This is a genomic window from Shewanella sp. MF05913 (assembly GCF_059758095.1).
On record NZ_JCAYNT010000031.1, the window covers coordinates 20,535 to 37,942 of the forward strand.

The following is a 17,408-nucleotide window of genomic DNA, read 5'->3' on the forward strand; positions in this document are numbered from 1 at the left end:
TTATATTCCGTAATGATTACTTTAAAATGGGGATTCGGCCCAACACGATTCGACCGTCGGCTAACCGCGCTAAATATTGGAACTTAGGTAAGGCACCCAACAGAGCAATTGGGAAAGAGACTTTATCAGCCTCCATAATTCTCTCACCTACACTGCCACTATATGAAGCGAGCCCTGTACTTGTATTCGTTGAGTTATTTAACTGCCACTGCTTCACCTTGATAGGAACCTCTGGCAACTGCTCTTTCATAAGGTTTTTTGTTTGAGTGTCGAGCACTCGCATACAAAACCAATTGGAAGTTAAACCAACGATACGATCAGCAAGGTCTTTACCTGCCACATCAGCTAAGTCGGCATAGGACTGTGTTGCTACGTGCAACTCGTATTTTGCACCACGGCCTTGAGCCATTAAATTGATTAAACCATCAGAGATAGCGGCGTGAGCTTCATCCACAAATACCGCCGTTCGTCTACCTTCACCCTGCTCATGGTTATATCTGGTAGCTGCAGCAGCGCAGGCATCTTCCATTATTAACTTCGACACTACGGATGAGATTTCAGAGTTACCCATTGAATCAGTTGCGATATAAAGGACTCCACCAGTATCGGCAAACTTCTTTAAATCAATAATAGGTCTTGGGTCATCTGCATCTGGATCGGGGCTTAACAATTCATCCAATGGGGCCGCTGTTAGTTGCTGAAGAACCGGCTTGGTACTTGCCAACATTTTTGATTGATGCGATGCATCATGGGTAACGAAGCCTAGAAAACCCGAGATAGTGTCATTGCCATGGCCAGAAGGCACCAATGTATTTTTGTAATACATGATCATCCCTGTGAGCAAAGAACCTCCACCCGTTTTTTCAAAGGTTTCTGTCATTGTGCTACGCCAGTTTGAACCGATATGCTTTTGCAATATCATGTCTAAGCCTTCTTCGGCCAATTCGTACTTGCGATTTAACATGTAGTCAGAAATAGATTTAATTGATGGTTTACGACCAACAAATCTCAATGCATCAGCTGTCAGGTAGAAACTATCCCAAGCGTAAGCTTTAAACGCTACGGAATCACCGTCACCATCCAGGGTATTAGCTAATCTACTCGCGAGTTCTGTAGTAACAGTGAAGTTTTTGGTCGGATCGATACGAACTGAAATTGACGGGTTTGCGGTACTAAAATAATAGAATGGTACGTCTAGCGCTTTACATTCAGCTTCCAACCTTTTACGCCAGTTTGGGTCATTTTTGGGATCGACAACCAATACCGAACACCCCCTATGCAGGCTATTCGTTGATGCCATGGTTAACATTACGGTTTTACCCACACCAGGCAAGCCTGTGTACAAATTATGGGAGTAATGGATACTTGCGTCAGCAATGATTTCTTCCTCATCACCCACACCATTAATCCATGCATACCCTTCCAATTCTACAGTATCTTTTTTCCATTTATTTTTAACGGGTGACAACCAAATAGGAAGCTTATTAACCCTATCTTTATCAGTCATCCCTTGAAGCTGATATGCTCGATTAGCCATATCCACATCCCATTCAAAACCTTTACCTAAAAATGATTTCGTTTGATCCTTAAGGTTTCGCTCTCTAAACTCATTTGCGTCGATAAAATAATAATAATTAAATTGGAGTTTTAGTTGCCGCCTCAACAAGGGTAGGGCATCTTTAAACCTCTTGATTGTCATACCAGTAGATGCAGCGATTATTGATAGTGGTAACAAAGCCAACTGAGGGGCGTCAGTAGTATGCATAGACCATGCACCGATGGTCCCTACCACTGATGCAGCCCAAAAGTAACTAGACTTCAATTCAAATATTGGTCTAAACAAATTTTCTAAATAAATACCGTTCGAGTTGTTACTGCTCACGTTTAAAACCCTCAAAATTAATTAATAACCATGGCTGTCCATCAATCCGTTCCAATGATTTGGTTGCTTTACCTACTGCTTTCTTTAATTCCAATAACGGAGCACCTTTTCGAATCGTTGCAACATATGTTGCTAAACATTCTTTAAGGTTATAAATGTTATCTCCCAACTCATTTTTTACTGACAATGGCTCACCTTGAACTTGTAACCAAAGCATAAACATCGATACTTCATCAGTACCTATCAACGGGTTTGGCTTCACAATATTGTCTTGATCTATTAAAAGGCTCGTATTCTGCACCTGAGGAATGTGGTCTTTAGTATCTAAAACTAAAGCTGAATGATCGTTAGGAGCCTCGAACTCGTGCTCATTTACTTTGTTGAATAAGGATTGAAGTTCTGAATTAAACTTAATCCGATAGCACCATTTAAACTCATTTCCAAACTTAACTTTATCAGTAGTCTTCCTTGGTGTTTTAGGGTTAAGAAGTAGAAGCCCTTCATTTTTTAAACGATGTATTTCATCACCTATTTCCCGAACTAAAGAATTTGCTAACTCATTAGGCAGATTCAGTGTGTTATCTGTTAATGAAAAATCTTTTTCTATTACTAGGTCACCTGACTTAACACCTTCAACAAATGCACGGATCAAGTTTTCAGAATTATCGCCAGTAATGCTCATTAATAGATCATTTCGATTCGGCTTAGATTTAATCTCTACGGGAGCATTCGACGTTGTTGTAGATTGATAGTCTTGACTATTGAAGAAGCCATCATTTAATTCAGGCAATAGCTCTGTAGGCACTGGAATAGGCTTGATTAATTCAACCTGACCACCAGCATCAGAATTCAAATGTGGTTTATTAGCCCGATTTTTTTTGGGGGCTGTTTTTTTGGGGAGAGACTTAGCTTGGTTCTCCTTATCGACCAGCACTTCCTGAACAGCACTACACGCCCCGACTTTCTGGACATCAACATCAAGGCAAACCTCTACAGTGGGCTGAGCATTTGCAAATACTATCCCTTTAAAACCATTCCCTTTCTGCGGAGGCGTATTTTCAGGCACTACTGGTTTTGTTGCTATCTTGCCGGTTGCACTTTTAGTTGCAGGCTTACTTTTTCCTTTACTAGGCACAGGAATAGCATTTTTAGCAGTTATTTCATTAGAAGATGCTGCCGACTTATCATCAAGTGGGTTTACAGCCCCAGGACTCGCTTGAACCTCAACGGCTACCGATTCAACTTTAGCCGTAGGGGTTAAATCAAACTCTTCAACAGTTGAATTGGGGTGGTATATAACGCCCTTATAACCGTCTTTAGTTACTTCTATACGGCCAGATGATCCTCTAGGTATGATTTCATCTTCAAACAACATACCTGCCCATTTCAACTTGATTATTCTGTCTGGCCTACCTGTAGACCCATCAGGCATAAAATATCCAGTATTATAATCCCCCATGATTGGCTCAACTAAGCGACGCTCCAAAAGCATTTCAGTCATTATCGTAGCTTGGCTTGGTACGCTCCAGCCATCGTTTCTTAATTCGTCCATAATCAATTGAATTGCTCCAGGATATGTAACGAATGCATCTTGGCCAATAACCCAAATTTTACTCTCATTAAGGATATTGATTTTCCATTCACGCCGAATCATTGTTAACTTCTTAACGAATGCAGCTTCCAGCGTTTGTTTTCGTCCACCTGTTAATCTGTCCCATTGCCATTTCATATCGTTATGAACTGAACGAGCTTCACCTTTTTTTAAGGCTTGTAAAATTGGATTATGACCATTGTCTATCCCGCTTAGGGCCTCTTGCATCATAATTTGTAGATCATCAGACCCATCAAATAAGAAACGCTTGGCTTCTGGAGTTAAAATCCTTTCTAAAATGATTGCGGCTAAGCCAGTGTGTTTTCCATGACGAGATGTATGACGCCATTCCACTTGATATTTTAGGACTTGGTTTATAGATTTCCATGTGTAGATATCTTGTGAATTAGGATTCCAGACTAAACCGGAAGGAGAAATCACCTTCATATCAAACAAGGGCTTTCCTAAGTCGTGAGCTAAACCTGTTACCCAAGCTGCATACTCCCAACGAGATCTCTTTGAAATCAATTCATCTGGAAATCTTACCGCTGGCAACTCAAGCTTAGTAAAGTGCCTTAGCGAATACAGGCTCACTTCTAAACTGTGGCGCACTAACCCCCCCACAGCTGCATGATGATGATTTTCTGAAGCAGGTAGAAGATGAGCATAACCAATGAATTTCTCAACTACTGGTTGCACCAAAGTTTGATAATTGAAAACTCTAGTTTTATCGTTAAGGATGTTGGAATTAAAACCTACTTTCAATGGGTCGATTAACCCCAACTCAAACATAATAAGCTTCAATAAATCATTTTGGGCAGCGCAGATAACTTCCACTGGATGTATATCTACACCATCAGCTCTTGGTGGATAGGCGATGCTATCGATCATCGCCTTGCTTGACTCAAGGTTAATGATATCTTTCTTAGAAGGTGTTGCCGGTAATCGATTACCAAGCAATCGACCCGCAAAACCAGCAAACAAGCTTCTCAGTGTAATCATTAAGTATTTACCCATTAACTACTTGGGGAGCGGTGCTTTCGCTCGAAGGGCTATCTACTTCATCAGTATCCATTTCAGACACATCTACATTTAGGTCTTTTAGGAGCGACTGGTATTCTTCATCAGAAAACAATCCACCTTTGCGATCCTTACTTCTATACGCAACATAACGCATGCGTTTATAAAGATTTTTTATCGCATTCTTACAAAGCCCTTGAACTTGAACATTACTGTTATCACCAACAAAACCTAGTACCCATAGGTTTTCATAATCAGAGGTGGCCTTATCTAAAGCTTCAATTGATTCAAATACACGCCAGAAAATTGGATGTGTGACTCGCCATGTAAAAGAGAACTCATCAGGAGTGTCAATGCTGTAGTTAGTCGAATCACTATCGATACCCTCAAGCTCAGTAGCAACCAATTTAGTGACCACCTCGGCTTTAGATGCCAATTGATTTAGCTCTGCAGCAATCCATGTTTCAAATCGCTCATGAATGTCTTGATGGCGACTAGTCATTATTGATAGCGCACCAATACGCCCAATCGTTTCTTCGAATTTATCTGCAGTGCTGAAAAAATGAGAATATAAAATTTCACTCGACACTTTTACCTTAGCGGTAACCCCCTTACGAGGGCGAACAGTCGCAGTGGTAATCCGTGGACTAGGTTTACGGGCTGTTGGTTTACTCTTAGCTGTTGATTCAGGCATCTTGAATTTCCTTTTTAATATAATTTCTAATTTGTCTATTAAGCTTAATCTTGGTTTCATGTAAAACAGTTATTGAGGCCCTGAATAGAGCTAACTCTTTCTCGGTTTTCTCGATTAATTCACGCTCCCAAGCAGGAGATCTTGAAGCTATTGATTCGACTGAATAACCACGAACCCCCTCAGGAATTTTATCGCCCCAGCTTTTACTGCGTTTACCGAGCCGACCAGGAGAAAACCTTAGCCACTCCAAATATAACTTACCCGTTCGAGTGACTGCTCTTGGGGCTACTTCGCCACCAAGAAACTCACCAGGCTTAGAATACTGCTTCAATTCAGCATTCTTCATTCGCCACTCCAACCAATACTCATCGATTAACCCAATGGCCATACTTTCTAGCTCGGCCCTCTGAAGCTCTATACCTTCAATGGAAGATTCGAGGAATTTAATTAACATAGTTACGTACCTAGTTTGTTCGGTGTAGGGTTACTGCACCCCGTACCCTGTAGGATTAAACAACATCGCTAGTTCGGTGTAGAAGTGCTGCAACACAACCGGATAAAATCAAACTGTAAAAACCAATAGACAAACCGACATAAACCTTAGAATGTCTACACTAGTTCGGTGTAGGAATCATGTAACGAGATAACTGCCTTATACACACGAGATAAATCAACCATCAATATTCGGTTAGTTAATAAAAAACATTAAACCTCTACTAGTTCGGTGTAGAAGTTATGTATTTAGTTCATAACTCCATACTCGACTTACTCATTTTTATAACGGGCCAATGCTCGTTCTAACTATTACGTTTAAACCTCCACTAGTTCGGTGTAGATTTAATGTTAGTCACTAACAATCAAACCTTAGAAATGATTTATAAACATGATTCATTATAATTGCAAGATTAAGTTGTATAAATTGTTTTTGAATGCGAATTAACTGGTTATTGAGATAGCTAGTTGAGAGGAGTGATTTAATCCACTAAAGAAATTCTGTAGCTGAACCGAATTATACGCAAACAATCATTAAAGCTCGGACATTCGCAGTAAAGGCACCTTTTAGCTCATAAAAAGAACTAACCACCCCCAATTGGGTAAGTTTTAAGGGTGTTTTTGGGTTTTAGGTGGAAATTGGACAAAATCGGTAATTCAGAACGCTCCCGATACCAATTTGGGTAGGTTTTGGTATTTTTATCTATCTAGTTTCTTTCCATTTATGAACACCACCAGAAACACTCCCAATTTGGGTAGGTTTTGGTATTTATTCAAGCAAAACTCTTGCGGTATAAACTTTTGCGTTTATTATTGCCTAAACCTTCCATTAAAGGAGGGAATCTAAAATAGAGGTGATTATGATTGTTACTGTAGAAATCGGGTATGGTACTACGACTGTTGTTGCAAATACTGATAACGGGCCGTTCATTAGAACATTCCCATCTATCCCAGTGAGTGTAAAACAATCTTCAACGATAGGTGAAGGCGTTTTGGATAAAAGGGCTGTAGTAGAAGTCCCTGTCAACGGGGGGGTCTATGAAGTCGGAGAGGATGTTGCGAAGGTTCAATCTGCTCGCTCATCTAGAGTTTTAAATACTGAGAGCTACATTACATCGGATCGATATATGGCTTTATTAAAGGGGGCATTAAAGATGCTACCTTCAGCTGATATCGATGTATTGGTCCTGGGGTTGCCAGTATCAGTGATGCACAGAAAAGATGAGCTGATAGCATTGGTGAATAAAAAACATGATTTAGGTAGTGGCCGTCAAGTAGAAGTTAAGCGCACACTCGTATTCGAGCAGCCGCTAGGAGCATTATTAAGTTATATCAGAGAAGGTGGAAACGATCGCTATCGTGAAATTCAAAACCTATCTATTTTGACTATTGATGTGGGCTATCTCACGGTAGATTTCCTCGTAACGAAAGGTTTAAAACCTAATCGTAACCGCTCCGACGATTGTGATTTAGGGGTTTCACGAGTTCTAGAAGCTACAGCTACCGCATTAAAAAATGAAATGGTTAAGATGGAGCGTTTTAAAAAAATCAAAGACGTAAATGTTGAGTTGATAGACGATGCAATTATCACTTCCAAATTACGGATATTTGGTCAAGAAATGGACTTCCCTGTAAATAAGCGCGAAGGGACTCCAGCATTTGACATGAACCCTGCTATTAATGCTATTACGAATTCAGCGGTAAGTATGATCGTCGATAAAACTGGTGATGGACAAGATATTGACTTAATTATAGTAGCTGGTGGTTCTGCAAATATTTATTTACCAGCCATAAAGAATGCATTCCCTGCACACCAAGTCATCGTACTTCAAAACTCTATTACAGCAGTAGCTACCGGTCTGCAAACAGCTGGGGAGCAATATAGTAAAGCAGCGATAGCAAGGAAAGAGTGGTAAGTATGGCAAAAGTTTTCGATAAACATATCCGAATTTCAAGTAAGCGCCATAGATTGCATGGACATCTATCAAGCATCCCAGCAGAAGCCGTGCGTGATGAAATGCTTACACTAATGGAGATTGGACTTGCTATGCTAAACAACTCTGTTAGAAATCACATACATGTTGAACCTACTTCATTAACACCTTTAACACCGGAAGCAGTGATTGAGCCAGGTCAGGTCATCAGCGATGGTCATGAGCAAACCATAGATGAGTTCGATATTAGTGATGCCATGTTTACCGTCTACGAATAATCAAAAAACCTCGCTAAGTGCGAGGTTTCTTTTGATATTAACTATTGTGAAGTTGTTGAGCTTCTTTGATGCATCTACAAAATATGGGCCAGTCGCTAAACTTCATCGCTGGGATTTTAGTTGGTTGGCGCTTGGCTAATCTTGTAGCTACTGCTACCATAGTTGATACAGACATAGTTACCTCTATTGTTTTGTCGGTAGGTAAGTGCGTGTTTGGCGACGGGCACTTACCTCAGTTTTAATTTACTAATTGCTTTATAAAATCTTCTAACTTTTCTAACTCAACATCTGTTAGTCCCGCACATTTAAAATCGATACCTTTCCCTTTAAGTGTTTCTTGTTTTTTTATATATCGCTTCTTCGACATAACAACCACATCAACTACTGCCGCTTTTTTCTTAACCACTTTGTTATTACTGCTCGATGGAAAGATAGACAACAAAAAAGTAAATATTTGTTTCTTGCTTTTACAGCCTTCGCTTTTAACTCTTATGTCTATCCCTTCCAAAGGTAAGTTGTTTTTTATGATTTCTTTGTAGATTGAGCTAAGCTGTTCGTATTCAACTGTAGTTAATGGCTCTAAATCGTCAAATAACCCTAATAACTCTGGTGCAATGCTGCTAGCCTGGATCGCTCTTGATACGAAGCTAGTAGATTTACTGTATATGTCGCAAAGATCTTTTTGCTTCAATGTCTTTGTTTCTGCAAGTTCGGCACTAAATTGTAAACCCCATTCTAGTACCGTTAAACTTTCATTAGTCTGGAATTCCTTAACGAATTCTTTAAGTTCTAAAGTAGTTAATTCTTCATCGGTAACCAATACTCTTAAACCAACACCGGCATTGATAGCCGCTTGCCTTCTTCTGGAGCCATCGACTATATAGATGATTCCATGCTTTCGATAACCGATAGCTGCATAAAATTGGTTTCTCTTAATACTGCTTGATAAATGCTTCAGTTTTTCATTTGTTAATGAGCTTAGTAGCCTCGGGTTGATTGCTAAATCAACATCGGTGATAGTTTCTAAATCAGCATTGCTAACAGTCTCTTCTTTGAAATGGACCAAACTACCCGAGGGTAATTTGTATTTCACTACGGAAGGTAAATTTTGCTTTAGCGAATTGCTTCCTCGCACTCCACCTCTATCAGGAACGTACATCATTTTTTATTTCCAAATTCACTGAGTAATAAATTAAAGTCGATTATTACATCCTTCATTGACCCCAGAGCTTTGTCCAATTGTGTTTTTGGGCATAAGCCATCAGACGGCTTAAGGTCGTAAATGGTTCTGTAATATTTATTTGCTACTTCGAAAGCCGAAGACCTTTTTATAAAAGACTTGAATGCGAAGCGATTTACTGTTTCTTGGATGTAGTACATCATATCCAGGTCTCTATTTTGCTCGTCATCAAAATTTACAATGAGTAATTTAGCAAATTTTAAATTACTTCCTTTGCTTGGAAGTACATTATAAATATTTTCAATGTTATTTAAAAAAGCTGATGTCACAATCCAATCTAATTTACGTGGGGACACAGGAAAAATAATACCGTCGCATACATCCATTGTTGACCAAACCAATGGTGTAGAATGTGGGCCGGTATCTATAAATATGTAGTCATAACTATCTCTTAACAGGCTTAACACATTAGTGTCCATTAACGACAAAGCCGAAGACATATCACCTGTCTCATAATATTGTTTTAATGCATGATCATTGAATCTAGTATCTGTTTCAAATGCAGGTAGAACATGCAATGTAGGTATGTGTGTCTGTAAAACCGCATCGTGAACTAATCTTTCATGGTCATAACCATTAGCTATATATTCTGCATATAGGCTATCTGGCTCATCTGGACCTAACATCAGATCAACAGCAGTTAGCATTGAGTAATAATCTTCTGGTTTTGCAGCCACAAAATTTCGCAATGTGCCATGAGGGTCTAAATCAATAACCAATACCCGAGCTCGTTTTTTTATATCTAATGCAACACCTGTAGCCAAAGTGAATGTTGCCGTTGATTTCCCTGTGCCGCCTTTCTGGTTCTGTAGGTTTATGATATTACAAGCTTGTTTGTCAGATAACTTTGGTAGCTTTAGCCAATCCATCATCAAATGGAGGTGCTGCAAAGTAAATAAATATCTATTTTTTATAAATTTAAGAGGTGGAATTACGTCGGTATCTAAAGCTATCTTCACTTTTTCTCTGAACGTGTTTTCAGAAAGACCACAGATTCGCGCCGCAGCTGCTTGTGAGACTGAATGGTTATAAATCAGCGAATCGATTTCTTCATCGGATTTATTGAACTCAGAAAAAGCCTCATAACGGCTAATTTCTGCATCACGGCATTTGTCTGCCGCATCTATGATTGTCTTTAATACAGGGTTCATGATTAGGTCCATCAAAACTTATAGGACTTGATTGTATTACCTAGCATTGAGGTGGTCAATGCTATTTTGAGGTGTTAATGAGTTAAATTGGTCCCGCATCACCTCATATGCATTTTAAGTTATCAATATTCAGTGTTAGGTCGGCCATTAAGATGCTTAATTCATCAGGCTTTCACCTCCAAAGTAATGTGTTGCGTTAAAGTATACCCACGCTTACAATAACAACAAACTGTGTTGAAGGGTTTCAAATGCTTCCTAAATTACAATTCCCACTGATTTTTTCGGTATTAATAGTTATTAGCTCAACTTCTTTCGCAAACGAAGAAAGCGGTAAAGGGTTTTATGAAAGAAGTGCAGAGGGCTGGTATTGGCATGAGCCATTACCGGAAGAGATCCCTGAACCCGAAGAAGAAGAAACTCCATCAGCACCGCCACCTACGCCAACGGACGCAACACCTACTGATGCCAAAAATCAGGCTATCTTAGAACCTATGACAGTTGCATGGTTTCGCGAAAACCTTCCAAAGGCCAAGATCATGGCAATCAACAGCCGATCACCTGATGATGTGAAGCGGTATCTCTACATGCAGCGAGCAGCAGTTGATGTATCGACTGAATTTATGACTCAGTACATCGCGACATCGATGTTTGACCCATATCTGAACGAATCACTAAGACGACCTGAAACTGGTATCGCTTTATCAACACACAGAGTTGCACAAGATAAAAACATGTGGGAACTCTTCAAGCGTCTAGGTAAAAACAATTCGTTAATTTATTTCTATTCATCTTCATGTGCATATTGTGCTACTCAAACACCGTACTTAAGTCGTGTAACAGAGGAATTTGGCTGGGATGTATTGCCTGTCTCTATTGATGGAGGCCCAGTACCAAATGACCAATTTCAATACTTTGAAAACTACAAAATCGCAACCACCGATATGGCTCAAACATTTAATGTTGTGGCCACGCCAACGCTGTATTTAGTAGATAAATCAAATAACGACTTTTACTTACTTTCAAGTGGCCTAGCGGCTTTAAACGAAATTGTAGAGCGCAGCATTCAAATTGCTAAGCGTGAAAACTTACTTACCCAAGAAGAATACAACGAACAAGCGCAGGTCAAAGAAATGTTAATGACTAACCCAGAGCAGCGAGTCGATACAGAGCAAGTTTATGACGACCCAAATTATCTTATCGAATTAATGCGTAAGACATTAACAGGCGAAGAAGGAGCTAAAAATGAAGAGTAAATTACTAGCCTTTGCAATAGCATTTAGCATTGTCCCTTTAGCTTCAAATGCAAATGAACTTGATAAAGTGTGGGATATGATGCTGAAGACCGGATCAAACCCGACCGGATACAGCAGTGATACAAGGAACGGAGTATCTTTGGGTTCAGCTAGAATTAGGGTGAAAACATATAACCCTAACATAGTCGCTATTCGAGCCCCCTATATTCAAGCTGGGTGTAATGGTATCGACTTTTTTGGTGGTTCACTATCCATTCTAAAGAAAGAAGAACTAGTGCAAATGGGGCGTAGCTTAGTGGCTGCAGCACCAATGTATGCTTTTCAATTAGCATTCGACCAGATATGTCCTGATTGCAATGCAATTATGGCTGATCTAGCAAAAAGACTTGAGGGGTTAAATGAATTAGTCAAAGGCGATTGCCAGTCTCTTACAAAAGCATTTGATTCTATTACTGGCGCGAACTCAATACGTGAGCAGAAGAAGTCAAAAATGTGGGAAACGTATTCTAATAATGCCTCAGCATATCTCCCTGATTTTGCATCAAGTGTAGTTGAATCACAGAAGGTATCAAGTGAATCCGATTTGGAAAACAAAACGGGCGCTAAGCTTTCGTATAACTCAACATACCAAGCATTAAAAAGTTTATCCGGCTGGGAATTTATTTTAGGTAATGATCAGCACACTACAGCTCAGATTCTAATGTCAATTTTAGGTACAGAGGTAAATATTGTTGATTCTAACTTAGTTTCTAGCGCTACCGATGGTGGCCAATCGAAATTGTCTAAAAAACCTCCAACCTTAACCTTATTAGATGTCTATATGCCTAAAGCTGTAGATGGCGGCACCACTAATCAAAATATCAAAATGCTTACATGTGTAGACAATGAAACGGCTGATCCTAATTGCTGGAAGGTTGTTGAAGTAAACGTCACTCCAGATAACCCGCTATACATCAAACCATTTCAAACTCAAATTAAGGATTTGTTGTGCGGTAATGATTACAACTCATCATCTGGATTTTCTACGTCCATTATGAGCCGGATTCCAAGAAAACAATCAGTAAATAGCGAACAGACATTATTACTACAAAAAATGGGACCAACACTGCGTGGCTTTATCGCAAAAAACTCAGGTAACGCTGACATTGTTGATTCAAACTGTGAACTGATTAGCTCCATGATTTCAGTAGATATGACCATATCTCTCGGCCAGGAATTAGTCCAATTAGCCCAAAATTTAAAAGATAGCCCAGCAGCTACTGAAAACAAGTTTGTCGATCTAGATGGGCGAGTCAAAGCATTACGTGAGTCGCAACAAGATTTAGAGAATGAACGCAGTGCAATCAACCAAAAAATTATTGCTAACCAAGCTATCCACAATGCTTTAACGGGAGCAAATTAAGCATGATCACTATCTATTCTCTAGGCGATGTTGATTTCATGATCCGTATGGCTGAAGCAGCTGAAATGGCTTTTAGTGATGGAGGAATAGGTAATTCTAGACTTCCTGGTGTCGCTTTGGGATTGTCTTTGCTCATAGCAATGTTCAAACAAATACTAGATAACAAACAATTTCATATAAAAACAGTTTTTTTATCTATGTTTCTGTTTATGTTTTTATTTATGCCAAAAGTTTCAGTAGTAATTGAGTCCTCCAGAAGTGGCCAATTATCTCAACCAATAGTTTTACCTGTAGGTATTGCTGCAGGAGCTTGGATATCTACTGGCATCGGAAATGGCTTCGCAAAAGGATTAATGGATAGCTACCAATCAACTAATGGTAGTCTCGCTCAAACATCTGTCGGCGTGTCTACGGAACCACTTACCGCATTACTTAAATCCCGTTTTGCCGGATTTGACTCTACAATATTTATGGGTGAAGTTCCTACAAACGTTCAATATTACATGGACGAATGTGTGAATAGGGACATCGCAAATGCTCAAACAAGTGCAGGTAATGGGACGGGAAGCATTAATCAGCAGACCCTCAATAACTCCCCTTTCTCGTGGTCATTATTGAAAGTGGAAAGCAATGGTAGTTGGTTTGTAGAAATGTATGAAGCTGGATCGGCTATCACTATGACATGTGAAAATGCATGGTCGTATTTAGGGGCTAAAATTGGCCCAAATAGTCAATTTGCGCAAGATCTAGAAAATAGCGCAATGATGCTATCAAGCGCATCACCAACGTTACTTGAAGACGGTCTAGCCATAATGAGGACTTCCAACACAAAAGCGATTGACTTCTACAACCAAAACATGATGAAAGCACTATTTGTAAAAGCTTCTGCTAATTCAGATTGGTTAAGTGAATCAGATATTATGGCGTTTTCTACACAATATGCGGCAATGGAAAATCGGAGAATATCACAAGCATCACAAACGAGCTTCTGGTTAGAGACTGCACCAGCATTAATCACTTGGTTTGAATCATTTATTTTCTTACTTGCCCCCCTTATGCCATTCCTTATCAGTTTAGGCGACAAAGGAGTGGGTATGTTTATGAAATGGTTCATGATTCTAATAGCCGTCAATGTTTGGCCAATCATTCAAGTTGGTGTGAACTTATATAATGATTACTACATTAATAAATTGCTTTGTGGTTCGATGAATACCCAGGGGGAGGTCGGTAGTGGTAACTGCTTAATTAATCCTGACATGGCTGCTTGGTCACTTGAAACATGGGGGGGGATGGATGCTGCATATACCCAAATAGAAACTTTTGTATCAACCGCTGCCATGTTGCAAACAATGGTGCCATCTTTAGCAATGATGATCATTTATGGCTCAGCACACACTATGATCAATGCTACTAGTCAAATGCAAAGTGGAGCTAAACCAGACACAGCACCTCTAACACCACCGCCGATTAAACTTACTGGAAACAATACAGTAAGTGATTCACTTGGCCGTTCATCTACCCGAGTTTCTGACGGTTGGCGAGAAAATGATGATTATGGCAAATCTACAACGAACGACGCATCAACATTAACGGGAAGCCAGGCTTCTAGTAATGCTACTGCCGCCGTTCAAAGGGATGTAGCACAACTTACTGAGGCTAATTCACAAGCTATAAATCAAGGATTCAAGATGTTTAACTCAACGTCAGAAAACCTAGATTCCTCCTATGCATATAATCAAGCGGCCGAAGCAGGGCAAAGCAAGGGTGTAACCACATCTTTGATGGCTACTAAAGCAACCGGTGAAGAATTGAATGAGTCAACAGCTGCGGTCACAGCAAAAACGTTAACTGATGCCAGTAAAAAATCTGAACAAGAAATACAAGATCTTGGAGAAAAACTAGCTGTTAAGGCTGGAATGCAGCTAGGTAACAGTCAAGGTCCAGACGGGAAAGCTAAGGGGGGAGATTTTGCTGGTAAAGGTGGCAATTTACAGAAACAAATTGCTGATAACTTACTTAAAATGCTCGGTGCAAGTGCCGGTGTCACTCATGAAAATAGTTGGAGTGATGTTAAGAAGACTTTGGCTGACACTGCGCAAAGTTTAGATAACAAATATTCAGAGTCTGAGTCACAGGGTTATGTTCAAAAATACACAGACTCTTTAAATAGCGTAGACGGTAAAAAGGTCGATGAAGCAATCGCTGAACGAAATAGCCGAAGTGAAAGTGGCGGCAGTCGTACATCCGTGGATTGGAATAACAGCGCAGAGCAAGCTGCTACAACATCAAGGATGTTGAATGAGGCTAGAAGTAAATCGAATGAATTATCACAAACTCAAGCCAATGCATCTAGTACAAATGAGAGCGCATCGGTAAAAGTGACGGATTTGATTACTGGTCGAGATAAAGCAACAGAATATCTAAATTCAAACAAATATATGGCTGCAGCTGGCCAAGCTTTAGATACTATGATGCAAGATCGATTCGGACAAGAATGGTCTAGTTTCAAAGGTGGCGACTTACAAGGAGCCCTTCAGAAACTAAGCAATAATGAAGCCCCTGAATCCATGTCAACATTTGCAAATGATTCAGGAAAATTATTAAAACTTGCAACAGATAAAGATTACACTTCAGGCGTCGTTAATCAGGCAGTTAAAGACGTCAATGGAGCGGCTTTAGGCAATGAAGTAAAGGGAGTAGCTGCGGCATTTGATGCAGTAAGAAGTGAAGCTGGTGTAGGTAAAGGAACTAACGCTGTTGCTGCTGAGTCTGTTATGACAGGTACAATGCTAAATGACATGTCAGTTAATGGTAATAATCGTATTGGTGGCCATCAAACAGGTCAGAAAGTGGGTGCTTCGTTCATAGAAAATGGTTTAGGTTTAGTGTTGGACAGTAAACCTCTGGAACCCTCAGAAGATGGCAAGCAGCTACAAACAGATTTCCAAAAGCAACAAGGCAGTGTCAATAACCGGCTTTCAAATAATATCGATGATGTTTCAACGAAACTCCAGAACAAACGCGATGATTATGAACAATCAATGTCAGATATTCAGAAAAATATTGATAGTAAACCTTTGACATCAGAGCGACTTGATGAGAATGGGAACAAAGCTTCAGTATTAAAAGAAGATATGATTAATAAGAATGCCAATTTAGATGAAACTAAACAAAAAATCTTTGAAGCTGGTGAAAAGTTAAAAGCTGAAGGAAAAATTCAAGCACCTTCTGAAATGTTATTAAGTGACACGAATACGCACCTTCAAATGTTTGCAAGCCAACTGGAAGGCAATGGCGTTAATGCTGAAACTATTGAGCCTGGTAAACAAGCGTTATTAAACCGTGATATCGCCCCTCAAGAAGTCAATAAGGTGATGTCTGACCTAATGAGATCTAATGATTCCGGTGTATTTGGCCCAGGAGAAAAAGATAAAGCATTATCTATGGCTACTATGGCCGCTTCATATGTTAATTCACTAGATAAAGCTGAAAATGCTTTAAAAGCAGATGGTAAAGAATTACCTAAAGAACTTAAAAATGACCGCGAAGTCATGCAGGGAGTCGTATCTCAATTTTTAAATGGTAACCCAGCAGATGATCAGATGCGCTTAGGTCAATTAGCGTTAAAACAGGGTATTAAAGATGGTCGCCCTGAATCAGCATTGTCATTTGCCAAGCAAATTAATAACGAAGGCAATTATGAATCAAAAGTATCATCTTCTGACGTATTATCATCGAGAGAATTAGGGTTAAATGCATGGGGAAGTGATTCAGATACTTTCAATAAAGCATCGGAAAAAGCTTTTGAAGTTGCAAATAATCAAAATATTTTGAGAGGTATGGAAAAACGGCCAGCAGCTTCAAGGGAGGACCAACAGTTAATTGCTAATCTTAAGGATTCATTTAATGACAAAGGTAATTTTGGTTCAGATTTACCCAAGCAAGCTAGTGTATTGCCAAACGGTGAGAAAATGGAACCGAATGAGGCAAAAGTTAGGCTTCAAGAGTTATCAAGTGCAGCTATTAATTCAGGTTTAGAAAACAAATTCAAAGATTCTAGTAATTTAATGCAAGGTCTTTGGGGGTTAAGTTACGGACAGAATCTTGATCAAGTCAGAGGTGAACTTAATTCAATCACACCTGGATTTACATCAAACACAGAGCAATTAGCAGGTTACCTGAACAGTAATCCTGGCCAAATCAAGCCATTACTTGAATCTATTGAAAATAACGAATTAAGATCCAATGTAGCTCAAGGGCTCGCTCAATCTGGTGTTAATTCAGAATTAATACCAAAAGATGTAATTTTCAGTGCAGGTAATAACGCAATAAATGATAAACCAACTCCGGTTCAACCTGCCCAGCAGACACAAACCGCGAACGCTGAACAACCCGCTAAAACTGAGCAAACAACGGGTGAACTGGCTAAGCCAGAGCAGGCTACGACCACTAATGCTAACAATGGCATAGT

11 protein-coding genes are annotated in these 17,408 nt (G+C 39.6%); 5 read left to right on the plus strand and 6 right to left on the minus strand.

Going from position 1 to position 17,408, the window contains the following annotated elements; all coding sequences use genetic code 11:
• Positions 1-16: 16 nt before the first annotated feature.
• From traD to mobI, 4 genes are read right to left on the minus strand one after another with little or no spacing between them, the layout of a single operon-like run.
• A complete protein-coding gene (gene traD / locus AC19MV_RS21910) occupies positions 17-1,882 on the minus strand; it encodes a conjugative transfer system coupling protein TraD (RefSeq protein WP_498309954.1) in 1,866 nt (621 codons plus the stop codon).
• A complete protein-coding gene (gene mobH, locus AC19MV_RS21915; RefSeq protein ID WP_498309955.1) occupies positions 1,872-4,490 on the minus strand; it encodes a MobH family relaxase in 2,619 nt (872 codons plus the stop codon). Before mobH ends, traD begins: the two co-directional genes overlap by 11 nt.
• Positions 4,483-5,187 carry a hypothetical protein gene (locus tag AC19MV_RS21920; RefSeq protein ID WP_498309956.1) on the minus strand — a complete coding sequence of 235 codons (705 nt, stop codon included), beginning with the start codon at positions 5,185-5,187 and terminating at the stop codon, positions 4,483-4,485. Before AC19MV_RS21920 ends, mobH begins: the two co-directional genes overlap by 8 nt.
• Positions 5,180-5,641, minus strand: coding sequence for a conjugative transfer protein MobI(A/C) (mobI, locus tag AC19MV_RS21925; RefSeq protein ID WP_498309957.1), 462 nt, complete (start codon positions 5,639-5,641; stop codon positions 5,180-5,182). Before mobI ends, AC19MV_RS21920 begins: the two co-directional genes overlap by 8 nt.
• An 898-nt stretch (positions 5,642-6,539) precedes the next feature.
• Here mobI and AC19MV_RS21930 point away from each other — a divergent pair.
• Both AC19MV_RS21930 and AC19MV_RS21935 read left to right on the plus strand, forming a co-directional pair.
• Positions 6,540-7,595 (plus strand): ParM/StbA family protein, encoded by a 1,056-nt coding sequence (locus tag AC19MV_RS21930; RefSeq protein ID WP_498309958.1) that lies wholly within the window; start codon positions 6,540-6,542, stop codon positions 7,593-7,595.
• A gap of 2 nt (positions 7,596-7,597) precedes the next feature.
• Positions 7,598-7,891: a hypothetical protein gene (locus tag AC19MV_RS21935; protein ID WP_498309959.1), complete on the plus strand. Its 294-nt coding sequence runs from the start codon at positions 7,598-7,600 to the stop codon at positions 7,889-7,891.
• A gap of 238 nt (positions 7,892-8,129) precedes the next feature.
• Here the strand turns inward: AC19MV_RS21935 and AC19MV_RS21940 are convergent, their stop codons facing one another.
• Both AC19MV_RS21940 and AC19MV_RS21945 read right to left on the minus strand, forming a co-directional pair.
• Positions 8,130-9,053, minus strand: coding sequence for a hypothetical protein (locus tag AC19MV_RS21940; protein WP_498309960.1), 924 nt, complete (start codon positions 9,051-9,053; stop codon positions 8,130-8,132).
• The gene (locus AC19MV_RS21945; protein WP_498309961.1) at positions 9,050-10,282 is read right to left on the minus strand and encodes a ParA family protein; all 1,233 of its coding nucleotides are present in this window, start codon (positions 10,280-10,282) and stop codon (positions 9,050-9,052) included. The genes AC19MV_RS21940 and AC19MV_RS21945 overlap by 4 nt, the downstream gene beginning before the upstream one ends.
• 248 nt (positions 10,283-10,530) lie before the next feature.
• Between AC19MV_RS21945 and traF the strand changes: the two genes are divergently transcribed.
• From traF to AC19MV_RS21960, 3 genes are all read left to right on the plus strand, one after another.
• On the plus strand, positions 10,531-11,535 hold the full coding sequence (gene traF / locus AC19MV_RS21950; protein ID WP_498309962.1) for a conjugal transfer protein TraF: 1,005 nt from the start codon (positions 10,531-10,533) through the stop codon (positions 11,533-11,535).
• Entirely contained in the window at positions 11,525-12,937 is a 1,413-nt protein-coding gene (locus tag AC19MV_RS21955) for a conjugal transfer protein TraH (protein ID WP_498309963.1), read from the plus strand. The genes traF and AC19MV_RS21955 overlap by 11 nt, the downstream gene beginning before the upstream one ends.
• A 2-nt stretch (positions 12,938-12,939) precedes the next feature.
• Positions 12,940-17,408 (plus strand): conjugal transfer protein TraG N-terminal domain-containing protein (locus AC19MV_RS21960; protein ID WP_498309964.1); only part of this gene is annotated, 4,469 nt, incomplete at its 3' end.

Excerpts from the sequence above, each read along its gene's own strand:
- traF (WP_498309962.1), top strand. The coding sequence starts at position 10,531 with ATGCTTCCTAAATTACAATTCCCACTGATTTTTTCGGTATTAATAGTT.
- AC19MV_RS21930 (WP_498309958.1), top strand. The coding sequence starts at position 6,540 with ATGATTGTTACTGTAGAAATCGGGTATGGTACTACGACTGTTGTTGCA.
- mobH (WP_498309955.1), bottom strand. The coding sequence starts at position 4,490 with ATGGGTAAATACTTAATGATTACACTGAGAAGCTTGTTTGCTGGTTTT.
- AC19MV_RS21955 (WP_498309963.1), top strand. The coding sequence starts at position 11,525 with ATGAAGAGTAAATTACTAGCCTTTGCAATAGCATTTAGCATTGTCCCT.
- AC19MV_RS21945 (WP_498309961.1), bottom strand. The coding sequence starts at position 10,282 with ATGAACCCTGTATTAAAGACAATCATAGATGCGGCAGACAAATGCCGT.
- mobI (WP_498309957.1), bottom strand. The coding sequence starts at position 5,641 with ATGTTAATTAAATTCCTCGAATCTTCCATTGAAGGTATAGAGCTTCAG.
- AC19MV_RS21940 (WP_498309960.1), bottom strand. The coding sequence starts at position 9,053 with ATGATGTACGTTCCTGATAGAGGTGGAGTGCGAGGAAGCAATTCGCTA.
- AC19MV_RS21920 (WP_498309956.1), bottom strand. The coding sequence starts at position 5,187 with ATGCCTGAATCAACAGCTAAGAGTAAACCAACAGCCCGTAAACCTAGT.
- AC19MV_RS21935 (WP_498309959.1), top strand. The coding sequence starts at position 7,598 with ATGGCAAAAGTTTTCGATAAACATATCCGAATTTCAAGTAAGCGCCAT.